General features: G+C 53.9%; 20 protein-coding genes and 1 tRNA gene. 14 read left to right on the forward strand and 7 right to left on the reverse strand.

The annotated features are described in order from the left end of the window. The first annotated feature begins 63 nt into the window (after positions 1-63). From HF324_RS22715 to HF324_RS22725, 3 genes are all read left to right on the forward strand, one after another. Positions 64-1,824, forward strand: a complete 1,761-nt coding sequence (locus HF324_RS22715) for an ABC transporter ATP-binding protein (RefSeq protein WP_168860898.1) — start codon at positions 64-66, stop codon at positions 1,822-1,824. A gap of 89 nt (positions 1,825-1,913) precedes the next feature. Next, positions 1,914-2,750 carry an ankyrin repeat domain-containing protein gene (locus HF324_RS22720; RefSeq protein ID WP_168804680.1) on the forward strand — a complete coding sequence of 279 codons (837 nt, stop codon included), beginning with the start codon at positions 1,914-1,916 and terminating at the stop codon, positions 2,748-2,750. A gap of 70 nt (positions 2,751-2,820) precedes the next feature. Next, a complete protein-coding gene (locus HF324_RS22725) occupies positions 2,821-3,123 on the forward strand; it encodes a hypothetical protein (RefSeq protein ID WP_168804681.1) in 303 nt (100 codons plus the stop codon). A gap of 113 nt (positions 3,124-3,236) precedes the next feature. Here the strand turns inward: HF324_RS22725 and HF324_RS22730 are convergent, their stop codons facing one another. Both HF324_RS22730 and HF324_RS22735 read right to left on the reverse strand, forming a co-directional pair. Then, positions 3,237-3,992, reverse strand: a complete 756-nt coding sequence (locus HF324_RS22730) for a DJ-1/PfpI family protein (protein WP_168804682.1) — start codon at positions 3,990-3,992, stop codon at positions 3,237-3,239. A 45-nt stretch (positions 3,993-4,037) separates the two neighbouring features. After that, positions 4,038-4,988 carry a GlxA family transcriptional regulator gene (locus HF324_RS22735; protein ID WP_168804683.1) on the reverse strand — a complete coding sequence of 317 codons (951 nt, stop codon included), beginning with the start codon at positions 4,986-4,988 and terminating at the stop codon, positions 4,038-4,040. A 45-nt stretch (positions 4,989-5,033) separates the two neighbouring features. Between HF324_RS22735 and HF324_RS22740 the strand changes: the two genes are divergently transcribed. Continuing rightward, positions 5,034-5,429 (forward strand): contact-dependent growth inhibition system immunity protein, encoded by a 396-nt coding sequence (locus HF324_RS22740; RefSeq protein ID WP_168804684.1) that lies wholly within the window; start codon positions 5,034-5,036, stop codon positions 5,427-5,429. Between the two features lie 23 nt (positions 5,430-5,452). On the opposite strand, the gene dinB is transcribed toward HF324_RS22740, so the two are convergent. Continuing rightward, the gene (dinB, locus tag HF324_RS22745; RefSeq protein ID WP_258539179.1) at positions 5,453-6,517 is read right to left on the reverse strand and encodes a DNA polymerase IV; all 1,065 of its coding nucleotides are present in this window, start codon (positions 6,515-6,517) and stop codon (positions 5,453-5,455) included. A 137-nt stretch (positions 6,518-6,654) separates the two neighbouring features. Then, complete coding sequence (locus HF324_RS22750; protein ID WP_220100806.1) at positions 6,655-7,587, reverse strand: alpha/beta fold hydrolase; 933 nt, start codon at positions 7,585-7,587, stop codon at positions 6,655-6,657. A gap of 119 nt (positions 7,588-7,706) precedes the next feature. Between HF324_RS22750 and HF324_RS22755 the strand changes: the two genes are divergently transcribed. From HF324_RS22755 to HF324_RS22785, 7 genes are all read left to right on the forward strand, one after another. Next, positions 7,707-8,609, forward strand: a complete 903-nt coding sequence (locus HF324_RS22755) for a helix-turn-helix domain-containing protein (RefSeq protein WP_168804686.1) — start codon at positions 7,707-7,709, stop codon at positions 8,607-8,609. Between the two features lie 97 nt (positions 8,610-8,706). Beyond that, positions 8,707-9,696 carry an aldo/keto reductase gene (locus HF324_RS22760; RefSeq protein WP_168804687.1) on the forward strand — a complete coding sequence of 330 codons (990 nt, stop codon included), beginning with the start codon at positions 8,707-8,709 and terminating at the stop codon, positions 9,694-9,696. A gap of 134 nt (positions 9,697-9,830) precedes the next feature. Then, positions 9,831-10,718 (forward strand): AraC family transcriptional regulator, encoded by an 888-nt coding sequence (locus HF324_RS22765; protein WP_168804688.1) that lies wholly within the window; start codon positions 9,831-9,833, stop codon positions 10,716-10,718. 71 nt (positions 10,719-10,789) lie between these two features. Continuing rightward, on the forward strand, positions 10,790-13,522 hold the full coding sequence (locus HF324_RS22770; RefSeq protein WP_258539180.1) for a DUF1553 domain-containing protein: 2,733 nt from the start codon (positions 10,790-10,792) through the stop codon (positions 13,520-13,522). A gap of 115 nt (positions 13,523-13,637) precedes the next feature. Then, positions 13,638-15,113: a DUF1501 domain-containing protein gene (locus HF324_RS22775; RefSeq protein ID WP_246269620.1), complete on the forward strand. Its 1,476-nt coding sequence runs from the start codon at positions 13,638-13,640 to the stop codon at positions 15,111-15,113. A 16-nt stretch (positions 15,114-15,129) separates the two neighbouring features. Then, a complete protein-coding gene (locus HF324_RS22780; protein ID WP_168860899.1) occupies positions 15,130-16,044 on the forward strand; it encodes a TIM barrel protein in 915 nt (304 codons plus the stop codon). After that, the gene (locus HF324_RS22785; RefSeq protein ID WP_168860900.1) at positions 16,044-17,489 is read left to right on the forward strand and encodes a c-type cytochrome domain-containing protein; all 1,446 of its coding nucleotides are present in this window, start codon (positions 16,044-16,046) and stop codon (positions 17,487-17,489) included. Before HF324_RS22780 ends, HF324_RS22785 begins: the two co-directional genes overlap by 1 nt. Here the strand turns inward: HF324_RS22785 and HF324_RS22790 are convergent. Next, positions 17,486-18,103, reverse strand: coding sequence for an HPP family protein (locus HF324_RS22790; protein ID WP_168860901.1), 618 nt, complete (start codon positions 18,101-18,103; stop codon positions 17,486-17,488). The genes HF324_RS22785 and HF324_RS22790 overlap by 4 nt on opposite strands. A gap of 179 nt (positions 18,104-18,282) precedes the next feature. Between HF324_RS22790 and HF324_RS22795 the strand changes: the two genes are divergently transcribed. The 3 genes from HF324_RS22795 (at position 18,283) to HF324_RS22805 (ending at position 21,980) form a co-directional block, all read left to right on the forward strand. Continuing rightward, a tRNA-OTHER gene (locus HF324_RS22795) sits at positions 18,283-18,402 on the forward strand. Positions 18,403-18,483: 81 nt separating this feature from the next. Beyond that, complete coding sequence (locus HF324_RS22800; protein WP_193114963.1) at positions 18,484-20,712, forward strand: TerD family protein; 2,229 nt, start codon at positions 18,484-18,486, stop codon at positions 20,710-20,712. Positions 20,713-20,819: 107 nt separating this feature from the next. Further along, positions 20,820-21,980 (forward strand): BamA/TamA family outer membrane protein, encoded by a 1,161-nt coding sequence (locus HF324_RS22805; RefSeq protein WP_168804693.1) that lies wholly within the window; start codon positions 20,820-20,822, stop codon positions 21,978-21,980. Here HF324_RS22805 and xseB read toward each other — a convergent pair whose 3' ends face one another. Both xseB and xseA read right to left on the reverse strand, forming a co-directional pair. Beyond that, positions 21,981-22,193, reverse strand: coding sequence for an exodeoxyribonuclease VII small subunit (gene xseB / locus HF324_RS22810; protein ID WP_168804694.1), 213 nt, complete (start codon positions 22,191-22,193; stop codon positions 21,981-21,983). It lies immediately after the preceding gene. Continuing rightward, positions 22,168-23,607, reverse strand: a complete 1,440-nt coding sequence (gene xseA, locus HF324_RS22815) for an exodeoxyribonuclease VII large subunit (protein WP_168804695.1) — start codon at positions 23,605-23,607, stop codon at positions 22,168-22,170. Before xseA ends, xseB begins: the two co-directional genes overlap by 26 nt. Positions 23,608-23,634 lie beyond the last annotated feature (27 nt).

The following is a 23,634-nucleotide window of genomic DNA, read 5'->3' on the forward strand; positions in this document are numbered from 1 at the left end:
AAAGATTTACCTGCTATAAGGTACGAATATCGTACCAGATCGTAAACGCTAAACCCGAAAACCATGCCCAACCCATATATCTCGTTGTTGAAGACCGCCTGGAAATATGCGCGGAAAGAACGTAAGAAGTATATACTTGTATACCTGTTGTTTATACTCGCCAATGTTTGTTTTTCCCTGAATCCCCTGTTATTCGGCTGGTTTATTGGCCGGGTACAGCAGGATACGGCCAACCTGCCCCGATACACCCTGATGTTTGCCGGCGGTTACCTGGGACTAAAACTGCTGGAATGGGCCTTTCACGGGCCGGCGCGGGTAATGGAGCAGGGACTGTCATTCCGCCTGAGCCGGAACTTTTTACAGGAACGTTACCACCAGGCGCTTCATTTGCCGGTAAAGTGGCACCAGGACAACCACAGCGGCAGCGTCATCAACCGTATCCGCAAAGGATATGATGCGCTGAAAGAATTTTTCTCCCGGGGATTTATGTACCTCCATGCCCTGTCCAAGCTGTTTTTCTCACTGGCGGCCATGTTGTACTTCTCTCCCCTCTACGGCGCCATCGGCGTGGTGATGGGCGTGGGCTGCATTTATTTCCTGGTCCTGTTTGACAAACCTTATATCCGTACGCTGGAAGAGATCAATGAAGGCGAACATGTGGTGTCCGCCACGCTGTTTGACAGTCTTTCCAATATCATGACGGTGATCACGCTGCGGCTGGAGAAGAGCATGGAAAGCGGCCTGCTGGGAAAAATCGCCCGCATATGGCCCTCTTTCCACAAAAATGTGGTTATCAACGAATGGAAATGGTTTGTGGCAGAAATGATGATCACCCTGATCTATTGTGTGATCACCATCGGTTATGTGTTCCAGCACTGGGTGCCGGGAGAACTGTTTTATGTAGCCGGGCTGGTGACCCTGCTGGGGTATGTGAACCAGTTCACCAGCGTGTTCCAGGACGTCGCCTGGCAGTACACCGACATTATACAATACAATACGTCTGTGGAAACCGCCACCAATATCAGCGATGCCTATAAAGAACATCACCGCGCCGATACGGCGCCGGAGCTGCCGGGCAACTGGCAGACGGTAGACATCAGCCAGCTGAATTTCTCTCACCTGCCGTCTTACAACGAAGCCCACGCCCCGCAAAGCCTGCATCAGCTGCAGGTACAGATAGGCCGGGGTAAAAAGATAGCACTGATCGGCGAAAGCGGCAGCGGCAAAAGCACATTGCTCGCCATATTGAGAGGGCTATACGAACCAGAGGAAGGGACCAAAGTGATCGTCGACGGCGCGGCGTACCCGCTTTCCACCATCCACGAAAGCGTTACCCTGTTCCCGCAGGAGCCGGAGATCTTCGAAAACACCATCGAATATAACGTGACGCTGGGGCTTCCGTTTACCAAAGAGGAGATCATGGAAGTGTGCGAGGCGGCTCATTTCTCAGAGGTCGTAGCGCTGCTGCCCGACGGGCTGGCCTCCGATATCCGGGAAAAAGGCGTGAACCTCTCCGGCGGCCAGAAACAGCGGCTGGCGCTGGCACGTGGCATCCTTGCGGCGCGTGACAGTGAGGTGATCCTGCTCGATGAACCTACCAGCAGTGTGGACCCGAAGACAGAAGCCATGATCTATCATAAGATGTTCCAAACTTTCTCCGACAAGGCGATCGTGTCTGCCATGCACCGGCTGCACCTGTTGCCCCAGTTCGACTATATCTATGTACTGCAGCAGGGCCGGGTGGTAGCCGCCGGTCACTTCCGCGAACTGCGGGAGCACAGCCCGATATTCCAGGAGTTATGGAAACACCAGGAAAACAAATAATTTTTTTAACTAATATTTATTATCATTGCAGCCGTTTTTTCATCCTATGGAGGTTCTCTCCCAGCCTATCTATCACCCTATGAAAACATATGCAGGAAATTTCGCTGTACGACTTAAAGCGTCAACTGAGGACAAGCGAGAACCCGGACGAAGTGATTACCTTGTTGAGACGGCATCTGCACTTCTTCAACCGGCAGGAGTTGTCGGAGCTGTTATGCGAGTTGCTGGAGTACCAGGAGATTTTTTTTGAGGCGGCGGAACTATTGATCGAAGAAGGCGGGGCAGACATCCGCTACAAAAAGGAAGGCATGATCCCGGTCATCTTCTGCGCCGTGGGGGCCAACAAGCCCATGGCGGTGGAGTATGCGTTGAAAAAGGGCGCCACGCTGACCATCGACAGCCCGGACTACCTTTATGCCATCGCGTATATCTTCCAGCAGCACCGGCTGGCGGCCATCACCGATATGTTGCTGATACTGATCCGGCACAACATCCATTTCGACTTTGTGCTGGACAGCCTGGATACCCCGCTGTTGCTGGCCACGCGGCACAATACCAACCGGGAAGTAATAGAATTCCTGCTGGCAGAAAATGTACACAAGTATGTATATGATGAAAACGGGCTGACGGCCGTGCATTACGCCCCTTTCGCCAAAGCGCCTAACCTGTATAAGATCATGATCACGGGGATGGCGGACATACAGGTGAAGACAAAATTTGCCACCAGCCTGGAGCCGGTGGCGGAAGTAGTGATAAAAGTCAGTGAACACAGTACATTTGAAGAATACATCTATGAATCGCTCAATACTTTCCTGGTGAACCGGCACCGGATGTTCGATGATATTTTCGAGAAGTATTACTACCGGCTGCACATGATTGCCGAGCATATTTCACAGATACGGATGAAATACGGGGAAGCGGGATGAACGTTTTGTATATTCAATTAATATTGTATATTGTTGATATACCATTTCCCAAAATCCTAAAAAGACCAAAATGCTGACTACACTGACTATCCTTGCCGCTGCCTTTTTCGTGGCCCACGTTGGACTTCTCTTTACCTCCTTTGGCAAAAAAGGTTTCCAGAAAACAAAATACCTGTGGTCTCATATCACCTTGTGGATCACCGGCGTGCTGGCTTGTATCATTACCCTGCTATTTGCAGGCAAATCTGTTTCCGGTGTGATCGACGTATTTGATACGCCAATGAAGTCATCTTTATTGATCATTCTATCACTGGTGCTGTCTTTGATTGCCCATACGATCGTGAAAACGATGGTATTGCCCAAATACCAGTAAAAATTACGAATTACGAATTACGAATTGAGGGCTGTCTTTTGGGGAGGTTATTCTGGTAACCTTGCTGTATAGAAAACCTCAATTCGTAATTCGTAATTCGTAATTCGTAATTTCTATCGGATGGTTAGTCCCTGGTTGGGCACATACTTGTCGTATTCCATTACGCGGGCTACGCGGAGGGCTTCCTCCTCCCCTTTCAGTTTCGCTACGAGGTGCAATGCTCCGTCTATGCCTGCAGAGATGCCCGCAGTCGTAATAACGCGGCCGTTGTCCACATAACGGACATTTTCCAGCACTTTTGTACGGGGGAATCTTTCACGCAGCGCGTCAATCTTTTCATGATAGGTAGTGGCAGTCTGGTTATCCAGCAGGCCGGCATTACCGATGATGAAGGCGCCGGTGCATACGGAGAAATAGCGTTCCGTGTTCTTGTCGCGGGCTTTGATCCACGCCATTATTTCAGGGTCTTCCGAAGTGGGGCCTGCGTTACCGCCAAAGACCGCCAGGATATCAGCCGGCGGCGCATCGGCGATACTGTAGTCCGGCAGTACTTTGAGTACGCCCTGAGAAATAACCGGCTGCTTGTGTTTAGCGACGGTGAAGACCTTGAATCCGGCATCTGCGAAGACCTCCAGTGGTCCGGCAAAGTCAAGGATTTCAATATCATCGTACAGCAGGAAACACACGGAGATACGTTTTTGGAGGGTATCTTTTTTTATCAGTTTCATACCACAATGAGGACATTTTCCGGGTTGATGAAATACAAGGGTATCGCAGGGACCGCAGGGCGGGCATACGTAGTCCGTTTTACCCTGGGCAAAAAGCAGGCATGGCGCCAGCAGGAACATTAGCAACAGCAACTGTTTCATGAAATAAAATTTATGCTGCAAAGCTAGGAAGGGGAGCGTATCAAATCAGGACAAGGAGGCTACAGATCGGGCCAGTTCGATCGCTTTGGGGGATTGTATCAGGCGGCGGAGCTGATTGGGGCTTTTAAAGCCGCACTCTTTCGCAACCCAGGCCATTTTTTGGCCGGATTTTAACAGTAGCAGGGCTTTCTCTTTCCGCAGTTTCTGGATATATTCGCCGATAGTGATGCCGGTGGCTGATTTAAACAGGCGGGTAAGGTTACGGGGACTGATAAAAACCTGTTCTGCCAGCTCTTCGATCGTCATTTTCCGGTGGAGGTGGGCAATGATATAATCCTGCACCGCGTGTATTTGATGATTTATATGCTGTCTGTTTTGCAGAAAGATGCTATCTTGCGGGGAGGAACCATCACGACGCATGGGCACTACCAGGACCTTGGCCAACAGGCTGGCGAATGCGATACCATGACGTTCTTCAATGAGAGCCAGGGCCATATCAATACCGGTAGCGATACCGGCGCTTGTATAGATACGGCCGCTTTTTACAAATAATCTGTTTTCCACCACCTTCAGGCGCGGAAATTGCTGTTGTAAGGAAGTTGTTTGAGCCCAGTGTGTAGTACATGGCTGCCCGTCGAGCAAACCGGCAGCGGCTAATGCGAAGGCCGCGGTACAAACAGAGCAAATGGTGGCGCCGCTGGCAGCGGCAGCCTGCAACCAGGGAATCCATAAGGCGTCGTCCGCCCGGTCCCACCGCCTCAGGTCCATTCCGGCTATGATCAGGATATCTTCCTTCGTCACCGTCACGGAAGAGGGCGGGTCTACGGAAGCAAAGCCCAAACCGGAAGAACTGCCGGGTTGCGGATACGGTGAAACATAACGCAGATCATAAGGCTGGCCGCAACAGATGGCCTCCACAAATACGGTCACCGCGCCTGCCAGATCGAGCAGGTGTACCCCGTCAAAAAGAAAAAAGATGACTCGATTGGGTATCATCTGACGAAATTAGTATATTATTGACAAAAAGTTACGAGAGGTAATATGAACAGGAAAGATGTCTGGAGATACAAATCTCTGGAACAATTAGAAAACAAACGTTGGGAACCCGCTACAGAACATGATTCCATAGTCACTAAAAGGTGCATCGCCCTCAGCAAAGTACCCGTTATCAAATTAACAGCCAGCGACCTAAGGGTGTTGATAGGCCAATCCTTTAACCCAAACTATCTGGTACCATTGGCGATCGAGAAACTGAAAGATGACCTTTTTGTTGAAGCAGACCTGTACCCGGGCGATCTGTTAAAGAATGTACTCGATGTTCCCCCTCCCTTCTGGGAAGAGCACCAGGAGCTGCATCAGGACATGAAACAAATGATCAGTTCCCGTGCGGTGGAAGTAGCATCGGAGATTGACTTACCCGGCTATTGGCAATCATAGGCCAGTCGGCATGCAGGACATGATCACCCCTCAAAATCGAAAAGTGATAACTGTGGATTAACAGGCTTATCCGAAACAGGACCCGCTTCTCCGAAATTAGACAACGTTATACCCAACAAACGTATCTGCTTATCTTCAGGCCCGGTAGCTGCCAACAACTGTTTGGCCGTGTGTAGTATCGTGTCCAGGTCTCCCACCGGATAAGGGAACGACTGGTTGCGGGTGATCTGCTTAAAATCGCTGTACTTGATTTTCAGTGTAACAGTACGCCCTTTCAGGCTGTAGCGCTCTAACCTGCCGTATACGGTGCGGGCTATCTTTTCCAGCTCCGCATGCATGTCTTCCACCACCGTCAGGTCGTGGGGAAAGGTATCTTCTGCGCCCAGTGATTTGGTTTCGCGGTGCGGCTGCACGGCACGATGGTCTATGCCCCGCACTATCTGGTAATAAAAAGCGCCTACCTTGCCGAAATACTGCTTCAGCTCCTGCTCGGAGAGCTTCTTTAAATCACCGCCCGTAAAAAGCCCCATGCGCTTCATTTTATCAGCCGTCACCTTCCCTACCCCATGGAACTTTTCCACCGGCAGCTGCTCCATAAAAGCTTCGATAGCGGAAGGACCGATAAATGTAAATCCATCCGGCTTGTTCAGATCGGACGCTATTTTAGCTACAAACTTATTGACCGAAATGCCCGCGGAAGCCGTCAGCTGCAACTCCTCCCGGATAGCCAGTTTGATCTGCCGCGCTATCTCAATGGCAGAGCCTATGTTCAGCTTGTCTTCCGTCACATCCAGGTAGGCTTCGTCCAGCGACAACGGCTCTATCAGGTCCGTATAACGCGCGAAGATTTCCCGTATCCTGCGGGACACCTCCTTGTAAGCATCAAAACGGGGACGCACAAAAATCAACTGGGGAAACAACTGCAACGCCCTCCTGGAAGACATGGCCGACCGGATGCCGTATTTCCGCGCTTCGTAACTGGCCGTGGCCACCACTCCCCGCCCCTCCGGTGATCCTCCCACGGCAATCGCTTTGCCACGGTATTCCGGATGGTCACGCTGTTCCACCGACGCATAAAAAGCGTCCATATCGATGTGAATAATTTTACGCGGTATGTTGTTTTCTGTCTGTTCCATTGATGCTGCCGCAGGCCCTGTAAAGATACAACAAAACAGGCTGCTGAAACGGTTCAGCAGCCTGTTAATAAGCAGTGTTATCCGTATTGTCAAAACATAGGAGGCGGCGCATTCAGATCACCATCCAGGAAATTCTTCACCATGGGAATCCACAGATCCGTGTTCACCATCATGCCGATATGGGTGGTACCCGGCAAGATGGCCAGCCGGGACTGCGGCAGCCCGTGCATATCGCCCATTTTCCCGCCGCCTTTGGCGCGGAACAGCTCCAGCGCATGTTCGTAGCGCACGCCATCAGCATCGCCGATGGCCATAAATATCGGCGCCTTGATATTTTTCACTTCTTTGGTCCAGTCATAAGGCTGCACATCAATGCTCAGCACTTTTTTGATGTAATCCGGGAAACGGGCCGGGTCATTGCCCAGACTGTCATACTGCTTTTCAATCGGCGAACCTTTGAACATCTCCGCATTCATACCAGCAAAGCTGGCTTCCACATCCGGCCACCAGCCGTTATGGGCATATGTCCCCGACAGGATCACCAGCCGGCGCAACTGCTCCGGATGACGCACGGCAAACTGGAAAGCAATACCGCCCCCCATGCTGTAACCCAACACATCCGCACTGTCAGCCTTCAAATGTTTCAGTAAGGCGGACACATCGTCTGCCATGCTTTCATAGCTCATCTTACGGTCAGTATCTTTGGTACGGCCGTGGCCCTGCATCTCCGCAACGATCACCTTACGGTCTTTCGCCAGTACCGGGATGGCCTTCGCCCAGTTCATGGGAATATTCATAAAAGAACCATGCAGCAACACCAGCGGTTTACCACTGCCATACACTTCATAGTACATCTTTAATCCGTTTACATCGGCATAACCACTCTCTGCCGGTTTTATATCGTTTTGAACACTGCTGTCTTTTGCGGGAACAGCCGTGCTGTGCGGATGCGAGGGCTGCTGCTGACAGGCGGCCATGAACAATACTGCTGCAAAGGAGAAAAAGGTGATCAGGTACTTCATACGATGTCTTTTTTTATGACACAAATATCTGCAACTATCTGTTTTCAGGTGCTGTACAGATGCGACTTTCTGGTGGGGCAAATGCGACCCGTATGCATTGAATGTTGTAATTTTAAGCCATGGTCAAAATAGAAACACTGGAAATTTTTTACCGCGACAAAATCGGACGGACGCCTGAAAACCTCCGCCAGGGCGCCGGCCACTTCAATGTGTTTAAGACCGATTACACCTCCGGCCTGCCGCTGCCTCCACAGGAAGCTTACCGGCGGAGGGACTTCTATAAGATCATCCTCACCCATGGCAGGAGTCAAATACAGTTCGCCGACAAAACAGTGCAGGTGCAACGACAGGCGCTCCTCTTTCTGAATCCGCAGATACCCTACAGCGCCGACCGTTCGCAGATACACCAAAGTTTTTGCGTCGTTTTCAACCAGCACTTTTTTCACCGTTATGGTAACCTGTACGAATATCCTGTTTACCAGCCGGGCGGCACGCATATCTTCGAGCTGACCGACGAACAGGTGGGCCAGGCGGAGGAAATTTTCCGGCGTATGCTGGAAGAAAAAGCATCCGACTATATCTACAAATACGATGTGTTAAGAAACCTGGCCATGGAGTTGATCCACTTCGCGCTGAAAACGCAACTCAGTGCTGCCATACAGGTCAAACAACCACAAAACGCCGCCGACCGGATCAACACGCTTTTCACCGAACTGCTGGAACGCCACTACGCTATAGACGACACCACCCAGCAGGTAGTCCTTCGCTCCGCAGCCGACTTTGCCCGGCATATGAACATCCATGTCAACCATCTTAACCGTGCGCTGAAAGCGGCAACAGGCAGCACCACCTCGCAGCTCATCGCCGCACGCTGCCTGCGCGAAGCCCAATCCCTGCTCTCCCAAAGCAACTGGACCGTGGCCGAAATAGCCTACGCACTGGGATTCGTGGAGCCCGCCCACTTCAACGCCTTCTTCAAAAAACAAACCGGCATCACTCCCCGGCAATTCAGAATGGTTTGAATTTCGATACAGATTGTTTGCATCCTGCTTTTTCCCCTCCTGCCGGTAAAAGACCTTTGCTTCTCCATCAGCCATCGCGCTATAAAAATTGAAAAGCATGAAAACAAGGAAATTAAGAGACCTCGAAGTATCGGCTATCGGCTACGGCTGTATGGGCCTCAGCATGGGATACGGCACCGCGCCGGACAAAGCGGAAGCGATAGCGTTATTGCGTTACGCTCACGAGCAGGGCTGTACGTTTTTTGATACTGCGGAAAGATACGCCATGGGCGACAACGAAGCACTGATTGGTGAAGCACTGCAGGACATACGCAACAACGTGGTGATCGCCACCAAGTTCCTCATCGACAAAAACGACATCGGCAACTATTCCCGGGATAGCCTGTTCCTTCATATCAAAGGCAAGCTGGAAGCGTCCCTGCGCCGGCTGCGTACCGATCATGTGGAACTCTACTATCAGCATCGCGTCAATAAAGACATCCCGGTGGAAGACATCGCCTGGGTGATGGGCACACTGATAAAGGAAGGTAAAATCCTGGGCTGGGGACAGTCACAGGCTACGGCCGATGAAATCAGGCGGGCACACGCTATCACACCGCTGACAGCGGTGCAAAGTGAGTATTCCATGATGGAACGGACCTTTGAAGCGGAAGTGATCCCCACCTGCGAAGCGCTGCATATCGGTTTCGTGCCTTTTTCCCCGCTGGCCAACGGTTTCCTTTCCGGAAAAATCAACGCAGACACCACTTTCAAAGGAATCGACGCCCGGCGGGTGATCACCCGTTTTGATAAGGCGAACATCAAAGCCAATCAACCTTTGCTGGACCTGCTGCAGCAGTTTGCGCGGGAAAAAAGTGCCACACCGGCGCAAATATCGCTGGCGTGGATGCTGCATAAAAAAGAGTTTATCGTACCTATTCCAGGCTCCCGCCATCGGGACCGGATACACGAAAATTTCGGTGCTGCCGCTGTAACGCTGACGCCTCAGGAGTTTGTAGCCATTGAAACCGCGCTGTCCAGCGTACGGATATTTGGTAACCGCACTGATGAAGATCTCGCTAAACTGCAGACGCTGCCTGCGGAATGATCACCGCCCTTACCACTGTGAGCTTCCAGTCTGTGAAAGCGGCCGTTTCCAATCCGCTTAAAAACCTGCGCAGCGAATAGCCTTTCTTTGACTGATGGATTTTCTTACTTTTATCGGAAAGAAATTCCGTTTCCATGATCAGAAAAGGAGAAGGCTTTAAAGGGCAGCGCGCGATAGTGATACCCCGTAATATCCTGCAGGAGAAATGCGCGGCCGACCCGGTGATGCAAACCATGTATATCACCGACATCGGTTATTATCCGAAGGCGAAGTTTCACTACCGCAAACGCCCCGGCGGTGCGCCGGAGCATATCCTGATCTATTGCCTGGAGGGCAGGGGCAACATCCGTCTCAGTAAAAAAGACCATCCCATCAAGGCCGGCGATTGTTTTATTATCCCGCGGGACTGGCCCCATGCCTACCAGGCGCACGATACCGACCCATGGACCATCTACTGGGCGCATTTTGCAGGCCATAGCGCCGATGCCATTGTGCACACGTCGCTGCAGCAACTTAACAGTCACCAGACATTCCTGCCGCACGCCCACGAGCGGCTGGCCTTATTCGATAATATTTACCAGCAGCTGGAAAGAGGTTACCGTACAGACAACCTGTTGTATGCCAACATGAGTTTCTGGGCTTTCCTGGCTTCCTGTATCTACCCCGGCTCCTATCATCCGGGGAAAACGAAGCCGGAACAGGATACGATCGACCACGCTATTGACTATATGAACCAGCACCTGGACCGTATGCTGACACTGGAACAGATGGCACGGTCCATCAATTTGTCCATCTCCCATTTCTCCGCCCTGTTTAAAAGCAATACCGGGTATTCACCCATCGAATACTTCAACCACCTGAAAGTACAGAAAGCCTGTCAGTACCTGCATTTCACCCATTTACGGGTAAAAGAGATCGCGTCGTTGCTGGGCATGGAAGACCCTTATTATTTCTCCCGGTTGTTTACCAAAGTCATGGGCCTTTCACCGGCACAATACCGCACCAAAAAACAGGAACCATAAAATAATCCATCATATTCCGCAGATCCTCTATCCGCTTAGTACATGCGGACGATTACTTTTACAGTGGTTCAATGAAAAAACACATGCGCTCTACATCCACGTTCCGGGCAGCCGTGTTGCTGTCCGTAGTTGCCGGTATGGTGGTGACCGCCTGCCATTCACGCAAGCGCACTGACTTCAGCGCGGAAGTCAAGCCTATACTCAACAAACACTGTATCAGTTGCCATGGCGGCGTAAAACAAAGCGGTGGCTTCAGCGTCCTTTTCCGGGAAGAAGCCCTTGGCAACACCAAATCAGGCAAGCCTGCCATTATCCCCGGTCATCCGGAGAAAAGCGAGTTTATCCGCCGCCTTACCTGTAAGGACCCGAAAGAACGGATGCCGCAGAAAGGGGAACCGCTTACCGCCGCCGAAATAGATATCCTCACCCGCTGGGTGAAGGAGGGCGCCGAATGGGGCGAGCACTGGGCTTATGTGCCCCTGAAACAGGTCCCTGTGCCCGATGTCAGCATTGACAACGGCAATGACATCGATCGTTTTATCATCGAAAAGCTGAATGCCGAAGGGCTGAAACCATCCAAACCTGCCGATCCGCTGACACTGCTGCGCCGCGTAAGCCTGGACCTGACCGGCCTGCCGCCCACGCCCGGCATGGTGGCGTCTTTCACCACAGACCACAGTCCCGCTGCCTACCAGCGCATGGTCGATTCCCTGCTGCAGTCGCCCCACTATGGCGAACGCTGGGCCTCCATGTGGCTGGACCTCGCCCGCTATTCCGATACCAAAGGATATGAAAGGGACGCCAGCAGGAGTATCTGGCGTTACCGCGACTGGGTCATCGACGCCTTCAACCAGGACATGCCGTACGACAGCTTCACCATCGCGCAGCTGGCCGGCGACCTGCTGCCGCATCCGACCAACGGTCAGCTGATCGCTACCGCGTTTAACCGCAACACCATGACCAACGACGAAGGCGGCACCCAGGACGAAGAGTTCCGCACCGCCGCCGTGATGGACCGCGTAAGCACCACCATGGAAGTATGGCAGGGCGTCACCATCGGTTGCGTGCAATGCCACAGCCATCCGTACGACCCTTTCCGGTTTGAAGATTATTACAAGCTGCTGGCTTTCATGAATAATACCCGCGACGAGGACACCCATATGGAACACCCTAAGCTGCGCCTGTACGACAGTATCGGCCTGGCGGAAGTGAACCGTATCAGCGACTGGGTGAAACAACACGGCAATACCGCACAGGTGGCCGACGTACAGCAGTTCATGAAAGTGCTGGAGCCTAAAGTACATGCGCACGACTGCGACAACTACGTCAACGGCGCACTCTATGATACCAAATACCTCGGCGTACGCCACAACGGCAGCTGCCGCCTGCCAGCACAGGCTACCGGCGGCAAAACACAGCTGCTGATGAACTACTGGACCGGCAACACCGGCGGTGTGCTCGAATGCCGGCTGGACAGCCTCAACGGCCCGGTGTATTTCACACAGACGCTGGCGCCCACCAACGACCGCAAGGTGATCTCCATCCCGCTGAAACCTACTACCGGTAAGCACGACCTGTACCTGAAGTTCCGCAATGCATCGCTGAAGCCCAACGACCCGGTATGTATGGTGGAATGGTTCGCTTTCCGCGACGACCTGCCCGGTAAAGGCCAGCCCGGATATGACGCTGTTAACAACGAGCTGCTGGCGCTGGTCAACTCCCAGCCGCAGGACATCCCCGTGATGATCGAAAATCCGCCGGTGATGCAGCGGACTACCCGTATTTTTGAACGCGGCAACTGGCTGGTGTTAGGCAAAGCCGTCACCCCCGACGTGCCGCATTCCCTAAACCCATTCCCTGCCAACGCGCCACGCAACCGCCTCGGGCTGGCGCAATGGATCACCGCTCCGGGCAACCCGCTGACAGCGCGGGTGATGGTGAACCGCCTCTGGGAACAATTGTTCGGCACCGGTATCGTAGAAACCGTGGAAGACTTCGGCACACAGGGCTTCCTGCCCTCCCACCCGGAGCTGCTGGACTGGCTCTCCTATCAGTATATCCATCAGTATCGCTGGAGCACTAAAAAGCTGCTGCGCGAAATCGTTCTTTCCTCCACTTACCAGCAGGATGCCACCACCACACCGGCACTGCAGGAGAAAGACCCTGCCAACCGCCTGCTGGCCAGAGGCCCGCATTTCAGGCTCACCGCCGAAGAAGTGAGGGACCAGGCGCTGGCCGTCAGCGGCCTGCTGAACCGTAACATGCATGGCCCCGCCGTCATGCCTTACCAGCCGGAAGGCATCTGGCAGAGCGTGTGGAGCGGCGAGTACTGGAAGACAGCAGAAGACGGTAATCAATACCGGCGCGCCCTGTACGTGTTCCAGAAACGGACCAGCCCCTATCCTTCCATGATCACGTTCGACGGCTCCAGCCGCGAGGTATGCCTGCAACGCCGTATCCGAACCAACACGCCTTTACAGGCGCTGGTAACGCTCAACGATCCGGTGTACGTGGAGACTGCCCGCGCACTGGCGCAGCATATGCAGCGCAACGGTAACAACGACGCTGCTGCGGGTATCCGTTGGGGTTATCAGACCGCCGTCTGCCGGCAGTTATCCGATAATAAGCTGGCCGTACTGCAACGGCTGTACAAACAGGCACTGCAACAGTATAAAAAATCGCCTGCCGATGCGAAGGCGCTGCTGCAATGCAAAGAAACGCCGCAGCAACTGGCGGAACTGGCCGCTCTCACCGTGGTAGCCAATGCTATTATGAATCTCGACGAATTTCTGATCAAATCATAACCATTGGGTTATTGGGGTATTTAGTTATTTGGATATTGGGGTATTGACAAATGGAAATATTAACGCTCATTCACTCGTCATAAATAATAAAATGTCAAAATATAAAAATAACGAAATGAGATTGCTCCGGGAAGCCAATGAAGAAACATTGCGCTTCATCACCCGTCGGCATTTCCTGCTGGATTGCGTGACCGGCCTCGGCGCCGCCGCACTGGGCTCTTTTCTGACCAGCTGCGGCAGCAGTGCCGCCGCCAGGCCCGATTTCAGCGCAGATCCCATGGCGCCCCGCGCCCCGCACTTTCCCGGCAGGGCTAAAAGCGTGATATACCTGCATATGGCGGGCGCTCCTTCACAACTGGAACTTTTTGACTATAAACCGGACCTGCAAAAGCTGCATAATCAGCTCTGCCCACAGTCATTACTGGAGGGCAAAAAATTTGCGTTCATCCGTGGCGTACCCAAAATGCTGGGGCCGCAGGCCGTTTTTGCGCAGCATGGCGAATCACGGGCATGGGTATCCGATCATATGCCCCATTTCGCCACCATGGCCGACGAGGTAAGTTTTCTGAAAGCCGTGCAGACCGACCAGTTCAACCACGGCCCTGCGCAGCTGCTGATGCAAACCGGCAGCGCGCGGCTCGGCAGGCCGAGCATCGGTTCATGGGTGACTTATGGTCTCGGTACGGAAAACAGCAACCTGCCCGGCTTTGTAGTGCTCACCTCCGGCGGTAAAACGCCCGATGCCGGCAAAAGCGTGTGGGGCAGCGGTTTCCTGCCGTCTGTTTACCAGGGCGTGCAGTGCCGCACCAAAGGCGACCCTGTGCTGTTCCTTACAGATCCCGAAGGCATGGACCGTAATCTCCGTAAACAATCTATCGAAGCGATCAACGATATCAACCGCCAGGAGTATGAAACCTTCGGCGATCCGGAAACGATGGCCCGCATTTCACAGTATGAACTGGCGTATAAAATGCAGATCTCCGTTCCCGACGTGATGGATATCAACAAAGAACCGGCTTATATTCATGAGATGTATGGCACACAGCCCGGCAAAGAGTCTTTCGCCAACAACTGCCTGCTGGCCCGTAAACTGGTGGAGAAAGGCGTACGTTTTGTACAGCTGTACGACTGGGGCTGGGACAGCCACGGCACCGACGAAAACCTGGCCATCGACTATGGTTTCCGCAACAAATGCAGGGAGATAGACCGTCCAATTACCGCGCTGCTGAAAGACCTGAAACAACGCGGTCTGCTCGACGAAACACTCGTGGTGTGGGGTGGTGAGTTTGGCCGTACGCCGATGCAGGAAAACCGTGACGGCAAAGACACGCCTTACCTCGGCCGCGACCATCATGTGGAAGCTTTTACCATGTGGATGGCCGGCGCCGGTATCAAAAAAGGCTTCACCTGGGGAGAGACAGACGAAATCGGCTACGCCGCCGTGAAAGGCAAAGTGGCCATCAACGACATACACGCTACCATCCTGCAACAGCTGGGGTTTGACCATGAAAAGCTGACCTACCAGTTCCAGGGCCGGCCTTTCCGGCTGACAGACGTAGGCGGACATGTGATCACGCCCATCCTGGCTTAATATTTAAAATCAACCAATGCACACCAGCAGAAGAAATTTCCTCCGGCAGTCCGCCGTTATGAGCGGGGCGATGGCCCTCGCCTCCCTTCCCTCCTTTGCAGCCCGGCCGGCCAACGGCTACCGGCTGATCGTGATGGCTACCAACTGGGGCTATCCCGGCAGTATCGGCGATTTCTGCCGCGACGCCAAACAAGCCGGCTACGACGGCATCGAACTCTGGTGGCCGTCGGAGAAAGCCGCGCAGCAGGCGCTGTTTGCCGCACTGGACCAGCACAAACTGCATGTAGGGTACCTGGCCGGGGGTCACGACAGCGACTATACGAAACATGCCGCGCAGTTTGAAACTGCGCTTACCGCCGCTACCACCACAGGTCCCAAGCCGCTATACATCAACACACAGTCCGGTAAAGACTATTTTACTTTTGACCAGAACGCTGCGCTGATAGATATCAGCACGCGTATCACACAGCGCAACGGCGTTCCGGTGTATCACGAAACGCATCGTTCCCGTATGTTGTTTGCCGCCCATGTGGCACGCCAGTTCATCGAAAAAAAACCCGACCTGCGCCTCACGCTCGATATTTCCCACTGGTGCAACGTGCATGAGTCGCTGCTGGAAGACCAGGCCGAAACCGTTGGCAAAGCGCTGGAGCGCGCCGGTCATATCCACGCCCGTATCGGTCACCCCGAAGGACCGCAGGTCAACGATCCCCGGGCGCCCGAATGGGCCAATGCCGTGAAAGCGCATTTCAACTGGTGGGACCAGGTAGTGCGGCGGCACCAGGAGGCGGGCAAACCGCTGACGATGCTGACCGAATTCGGTCCGGCCGATTATATGCCCACCCTGCCTTATACGCGGCTGCCGCTGGGCAACCAATGGGATATTAACGTATATATGATGCATCAACTCAAACAGCGCTACGGGAAGTAATGAAGATATTAGCAGCAACCGGAAACTGGAATCTTTTCATCGGGAGGATACACCCGCTGATCGTACATCTGCCGATAGGCATCCTGATGATCGCCTTTGTGCTGGCGCTGCTGGCGCGCAGCAGCAAACGGGCCGGCCTGCGGGCCGCGCTGCCATTGCTATTGCTGGCCGCCGCCCTTTCGGCCGTCGCCAGCTGTGTGGCGGGCTACCTGTTATCGCTCGACGGCGGTTACGACGAACATCTGCTCAACACCCACCTGTGGCTTGGGATAGGCGTTGCCGTTAGCAGCGCCCTGCTCTGGCTGATGAGCGTTATCCCTGCCGCCAAACGGCTGGCGCGCTTCGAGCTGCCGCTGTTTGCGCTGCTGCTGGTGCTGGTATCCGCCGCAGGGCACTATGGCGGGTCGCTCACCCACGGCGACGATTACCTGCTGCAGGCCATGCCTCCGGCGCTGCAGTCCTTCGCCGGCAAAAAGGCTGTCGCTGATAACGAAGCCGCCTATACGAATGTAGGCGATGCGCGGGTATATGAAGACCTGGTGGCGCCGGTGCTGTCTACCCGCTGCTATGGCTGTCACAACGCACAGAAACTAAAGGGGGGACTACGGCTGGAAACAATTGCCCTCATCCGTGAGGGAGGCGAACACGGACCGGTATTAAAAGACAGTATGCCCGAAGAGAGTGAATTGTTTAAAAGGCTGGTGTTACCGGACAACGACGAGCACCGTATGCCGCCCAAAGGCAAGCCGCAGCTGTCGCCCCGCGAGGTAGAGCTGCTTTACTGGTGGATTGCGCAGGGAGCGCCCACCGGTAAAACGGTGAAAGAGCTGAAGCCCAATCCGCGTATACAGCTGGTGCTGGAAGCGATGACACCGGGCAAAGCGCTGGACCACAACGAGTTTGTTCCGGAAGGTGCGCCTTCGGCGCCGGATAGAAAAAGCATGGAAGCCCTGGAAGCCAAAGGGGTGAAAGTATTGCCCATAGCGGCCAACAGTCCTTTTGTGGCTGTCAGCTGCGTGAACGCAGCGGATTTCAGCGATGCAGATATGAAGCTGTTGCATCCCCTCCGGTCGCAGCTGATATGGCTGGACCTGTCCGGCACGCGCATTACCGATGCAGCGCTGGCCGACATCGCGCAGCTGACAGCACTTACGCGGCTGGAGCTGAAACAGACGGCTGTCAAAGGTTCCGCGGCCACGCCGCTGGCCGGCTGCGGGGAACTGCGGTACCTGAACCTGAGCGGCACCGCCTGTACGCCGGCTTTCCTGACGGCGCTGGCGAAGAATAAAAAGTTACAGCAGTTGTACCTGTACCAGGCTAACCCTGACGCCCATACGCTGCAGCAATTGCGTCAGCAGCTGCCTAAACTGTCCATCGACACCGGCGGCTACCGGTTGGAGCCACTGGCGTCAGATACTATCATCTACAAAAGGAAAACGGTTTAGAACCATTTACGTTTATCGGGGTATTGCCGGATGTCGGTCATATTGTTTATCACCACCGCTACGAGTAACAGTATGGCCACTCCGGAGGCCACCGGCGACAGCACATACCAGAAGCCCAGCTTCCGGATGGCCGGTGAGCCCGCGACCGCCAGCAGGGCGGTAGCGCCGCCCGGCGGATGTACCGTTTTAGTGACCTGCATCACCACCAGCGATGCCGCCACCGCCAACGCACAGGCAAGCCATTCCCATTCGGGCCAGGGTACCAGGTACCCTACCGTTACCCCTACCACTGCACTTAATAAATGTCCTCCTACTAAATTACGCGGCTGCGATAGCGGACTTTGCGTATGGCCGTAAATCAACACCGCCGATGCGCCAAAAGAGCCTATCAGGAACAGGTTATCCTTTACAGGGAGATAAAAGTGGCTTAATAAACCTATACTGGCAATGCCCGCAAAAGCGCCTATAAATGACCAGTAAATATTCTTTTTGTCGATCAATGTCTCGCGGTACATCACATACCGGGCAACCCTTATGCCGCGCCGCAGCCGGATGAACTTCGCTTTCTGATGATGTTCCCGGTGCGCGGCTTTCTTTTCTTGTACAGATAACATTTTTACTTTCTTCAGTTTCCCTTTTTGGGGCTGATTTCCGGGCGCGAAGATAAGGCAGAAAAATTTTTTTACCTGCGCAAAAAGACTGCGCACATGGTCCTGCATCTTTGTATCATCGAAGCGGTCAAGTAAAAGTTACTTCATCATTTGGGATTACTTTCACCATTATCGCTTCTCATAAAGCAGTCGTCTAATCGGCGAAGACACCGGTATAGGAGCTCCGGAATTACCGTCAGCCGTCAACCGGGGCTTACTTCCTGAGGGAACCGGGGATGTTGGTTCGAATCCAGCCTGCTTTACTATCAAGGTCAATTGTTGCTTACTTCATTTTTCTGTTAAAAAAATAGCGGCAAAATTATCTGATTATAAAACTTATAACGATGAACAAGATTCAGAAGGTAGCATTACGTCAACAGGCCGTTTATATCCCGGCAACCGCCATGAACGGCGCTGCAGGAATGAATCCTGACACGGCCCTGCTGGTAGCCAATATGGCCAGACTGGGGTTCGGCGTGACCGAGCGGCTGTTGCGCGCCCTGGAAAAAACCGATGCTGCCACACAGGCACAGATACTGGAGCAGCTCCGGAAAGTGATGGGTACAGACCTGAACTGGGCGCCGCTGGTAAAAAACTGGAGTGTGCCTACCGGAGAATCCTACGCTGACCATATCATCACCTATTTCGCCAACTTGCTGGGCCTTACCGGGGGAACAAAGCTGGCCTGCGGTTGCCTGATACCGCCCCATACTTTTCCGCTGGACCGTTACAACGGTTGCCCTTTCTGCGGCACACCGCTGGAAACCGCTGCCATAGAGGACTACGGACAGAACAAAAAACTGCGCGTATTAGACCTGTGGACGCTGGAAGATGCGGAGCAATACCTGGAAAACCTGCTGGCCTCCCGTACCGCGCTGGATGCCACCCAGCAGAGCAGCCTGCGTCGTTTGCTGACAGAACTGCCGTTGCCGGAAGGGAAAATTGCCATGCGTGAAACAGCGGTCACCGTTATCGATATCCTGATAAAACAAGGCCGGGCAGAAAAAGCACAGGTATTGTTTAACACGCCGACGGATATACTCCGTTATCTGTGGTTTAAACATACCGGTTTCCTGCAACTGGTAGCGCCGAAAACCATTATCGCACGTATGCAGCGTAACAACGTGGGGCCGCGCGGCGCCAGGCAGGACCAGTCCGCCAAAACCGCGGCGGCGGCTTCGCTGAAACTGAAATACCGCCGTGAAGACGCGCTGATCGCTGCGCGCTGGATCAACGGGCTGTCTATGGACGCCGCGAAGATCTGCGCCGATATGCATCCTAAAAGGCAAATGTGGGTACGTTTTATCCGCGCCCTGCGCCTGCCGGAATATAGCAAGCGTGCAGGCTTTGAGCACCTGCGTACCATCCTGGATAAATTTTACCGGGAGGACTACGACGTGTGGCAGGGACGGCTGGACCAGTTCCGGCTGCGTCATGATGCGTCCAGCACCTTTTACCTGTTGCAGCAGCGGCCGGGATTATTTGCCCGCTCTCTGTTTGCCAATATGCTGTGGTTCGGGCCGGAAGTAACGATCGAAGCGTTTTCAAAGATCGCCGACCAGGTGCCTGCCCGCCTGCTGTTCACCTTGCAGATGTACGCCGAATACTATTTCGACCCTGCTTCCACGCGCGTGGTAAGACCGCTCGGAGGTACCGCCAAAAGCCTGTCAGCCAACAGACTGCTGGCCCTGTACACCGCAGAGGAACTGGAACAGATGCAGCGCGCTGTCGCCGGTCTGTGCCTGGAAGTCACCCGTAAACGCTTTGCCGCCATACCTGCCGCCGGCCGTACCATGTACATCGATCCGGCCTTGTATAAAATACCGCTGGCCATCGGCGACCGTAGCGAACAAATACAGGACCTGCCGGCAGCCCTGATGGGAACCCGTTTCCCGCTGCAGGGCAATACCATCCGCCTGTTCATGCAATGGGGTAAAGGACTGCCTGCCCAGCACCTGGATATGGACCTGAGCTGCCTGATCAGCTATGAAGCGCACGTGGACTACTGTTCCTTCAGCCGCCTGCAGACCACCGGTTGCAAACATAGCGGCGATATCCGCTCTATCCCCAACCAGGTAGGGACCGCAGAATACATCAACCTGGACGTGGAACAACTGGCTGCCGCCGGCGCCCGGTATGTAACGTTCACCTGCAACGCCTTCAGCTCCGGAAGCCTCGTACCGGAGATGGTCGTAGGATGGATGGATAGCCGCCATAGCATGAAGATTTCCAATAAAACGGGCGTAGCATACGACCCGTCCTGCGTACAACACCAGGTACGCATCACGCGCGGGCTTGCCAAAGGCCTGGTCTTCGGTGTGCTGGACGTTGCCGCCCGTGACATCATCTGGCTGGAAATTCCTTACGAAGGACAGGTGATCCAACAGCTGAACGGTAACAATGTGGCCGGCCTGCTGAAAAAACTGGAACAGAAACTGACCATCGGGCAACTGCTGGAGATAAAAGCCGCCGCACAACAAATGCAGCTGGCCGGTACCACCGGGGCCGACGAGGTATACACCGCCCAATGGGCCCTGGATACCGCCGCCGTGACACAATTGTTTGTCGATTAATATTCCGCCTCGTTTCCCCAGGGCTCACGCCCTGGGCTACGATGTGCGGCCTCCGGCTGAGCCCGGGGAACCATGATTCGGAAAATTATCGTTATTTTCGGGCGATCATGCGCATGCCCAGAAACCTGCTGCTTCCCATATTGCTCTGTTGTAGTGTATCAGTAAACGCCCGCCAGGCCCCTACTTCCGGCAACAGTACAGACACCACGGCCCCTAAGGGGTTGTATCAGCGTGTGCTCCATTATCTGCAGCATACCAATGACGAAAGCAAACATAAAAAAGTAGATCTGAGTTTCATCGGCGGACCGGTATACACCCCCGAAACCAGCGCCGGCATTGCGGTAATGGTGGCCGCACAATACCGCACCGACCGGGCGGACAGCCTGCTGCCGCTGTCGAATGTGGCCGTTTTTGGTTCTGTGGCGCTGACAGGTTTTTATGGTGTCGGCCTTAACAGCACCACCATTTTCCCGAAAGACCGCTTCCGGCTGATGCTGAAAGCTTCTTTCAGTTCCCGTCCCGATAAATACTGGGGAATTGGCTACGGAGCCGGTTCTGCGAAAGACGATTATACCGACTACCTGTTGCTCACGGAAAAACTGCAGGCCGACCTGGCCATCAACCTCAGCAACCGCTTCTATGCCGGCCTCAGCACCCATGTGCAGAATGCGCAGGCGAAAGACATCGATACCGGCACGGGTAAACCCCTGATGGAACCCAAACGGGTTTTCGGCATGGGCGCAGGACCTTTTGTAGTATACGACACCCGCGACTTTATCCCCAATCCCGCCCGCGGCATATACGCCCGGATAGGCTACCGCTTCTACCCTTCTTTTTTGGGCAACAAATCGGTTTTTTCCAAGCTGGAACTACAATTTGACTGGTACAAACGTCTCTGGAAAGGCAGCATCCTTGCGATGGATTTCTACGCAGAAGAACATAGCGGTGATGTGCCCTGGAACCTGCTGGCGCAGGCTGGCGGCTCCAACAGGTTGCGCGGCTATTATGAAGGCCGGTACCGCGACCGTAATTATTTAGCCGGCCAGGTGGAACTGCGGCAACGTATCTACCGCCGCAGCGGCGCCGTTGTATGGGTAGGCGGCGGCAACGTATTTCCCCGCTTCAATGAACTCTCCTTCCAGCGAACGCTCATCAGCTATGGCATCGGCTATCGCTGGGAATTCAAAAACCGCGTCAATATCCGGCTGGACTATGGCCGCGGACAAGACCAGTCCGGTTTCTACTTCGGGGTCAACGAAGTATTCTGATCAGGCGCCCGGTTTGTTTTCCATCTGTTTGATGATATTGTTGACTTCCACTTCCGTAGCGCGCAGCTTTTGCTGGCAGAACTCTATCAGTACGGAAGCCCGTTTTACTTTTTCAGCCAGTATGTCCACAGAAACGGTTTCATTTTCTATTTCCTCCGCTATTTGCTGTAGTTCGGCGTAAGCTGCTTCATATGTCAGTTCCTGATTCATCATGTGGTGTTTTAGCGGTAACGGTCGCCTCCAGTGAAGCATCGTGCAGCCGGACGGTGATGGGGCTGCCGGGTTCCACAGGCAGTGCGCTGTTAATGATTTTATCGCCTGCATATACAATGGCAAAGCCACGTTTCAGTATATTAACAGGACTCATAAGTTTGAATAACGTATCGTAGTGGGCCAGCTGTCCGCGTCTGTTCTGCATATAAAGACGGTTGAACGAGCGGATGTTGGCGGTGATGTTCTGCAGGTCGTTTTGTTTGCCGGCAATCACCACCCGCGGCCTTGCCAGGATGGCGCCTGACAGCGTCAGCAGCTCCCGCTGATGGTGCTGCAACATGGACCGGGAGCCGTGCGACACCACGTTGTGGTAGTCGTGCAGCATTTCCCGCTGCCCCTGAAGAATAGTGCGTGTTTGATTAATGACGGTGGCATTCAGCTGGGACAGCGCCTGGTAGTGGCTGGAGAAAAGCTGTTGCGCCCTGATCAGGATGGTATGCTGCAAATCCGATATGCCGTCTTCAAACGCCTTGTTGTGGGCGATGATCAGTTCCGCCGCTTTGGTTGGCGTTTTCACGGGGCTGTGCGCCATCATGTCCGTGATGGTTTCATTTTTCTGGTGACCGATGCCGGTAATAATGGGAATGGGAAATTTGGCCACTGCCCTTCCCAGCAGGAAGGTATCAAACAGGAGGAAGTCTGTTTGCGCCCCCCCACCACGGATGATCACCACGGCATCGTAAGGTACGCCGCTGTTATAAACATCTATCAGGCGTTGTTGTACCAGTTCCGCTTTTGATTCGCCCTGCACCACGGTGAAGTAGGTATCTACCTGGAAAGCATATCCGAAACGGTTATGTTCGAGCGTGTGCCGGAAGTCCTGGAAGCCGGCCGAGTTACCGGAGGTGATCACCGCCAGTTTCTGGATCACGGCCCGGAAAGACAGTTGATTGTTGCGGGTCACGTAACGGTCGCCCACTTTGCGGATGTAATCGGAACATTCGGCCAGCAGGCGCAGCAGCGTTTGTTGTTTCTGCTGTTCCAGCATACCAATGGTGAAGTTGGTGTCTATGTCCAGCAGGGTGATCTGCAGGCCGTGCACCTGGTGATAATTGACCGACACTTTCACCAGCACATGTATATCGTTTTTGAACTGCTGTCCGGTCACATATTCAAATTCCCGGATGCGGATGGAGCCGTTACCCCAGGCCACCGCGGCCACTTTGGCCACGATAGCGCTGGAATTCGTGTCTTTCTCCACCAGGTCGAAATAGTGATAGCCTTTCTGTGCATAGAAAGCATGGTTGGTCACGTCGGCCACTACCCAAAAGGTTTCTTCTCCAAATACATTGGAGAGGGCCTGTTGGATCCTGCCGGTCAGCGCTGACAGTTTTATCGTCTCAGATGCAGTCATGGTGGACTGTAAAGATAGGGAAAAGCG

Source organism: Chitinophaga oryzae, assembly GCF_012516375.2.
Taxonomy (GTDB): Bacteria; Bacteroidota; Bacteroidia; order Chitinophagales; family Chitinophagaceae; genus Chitinophaga; species Chitinophaga oryzae.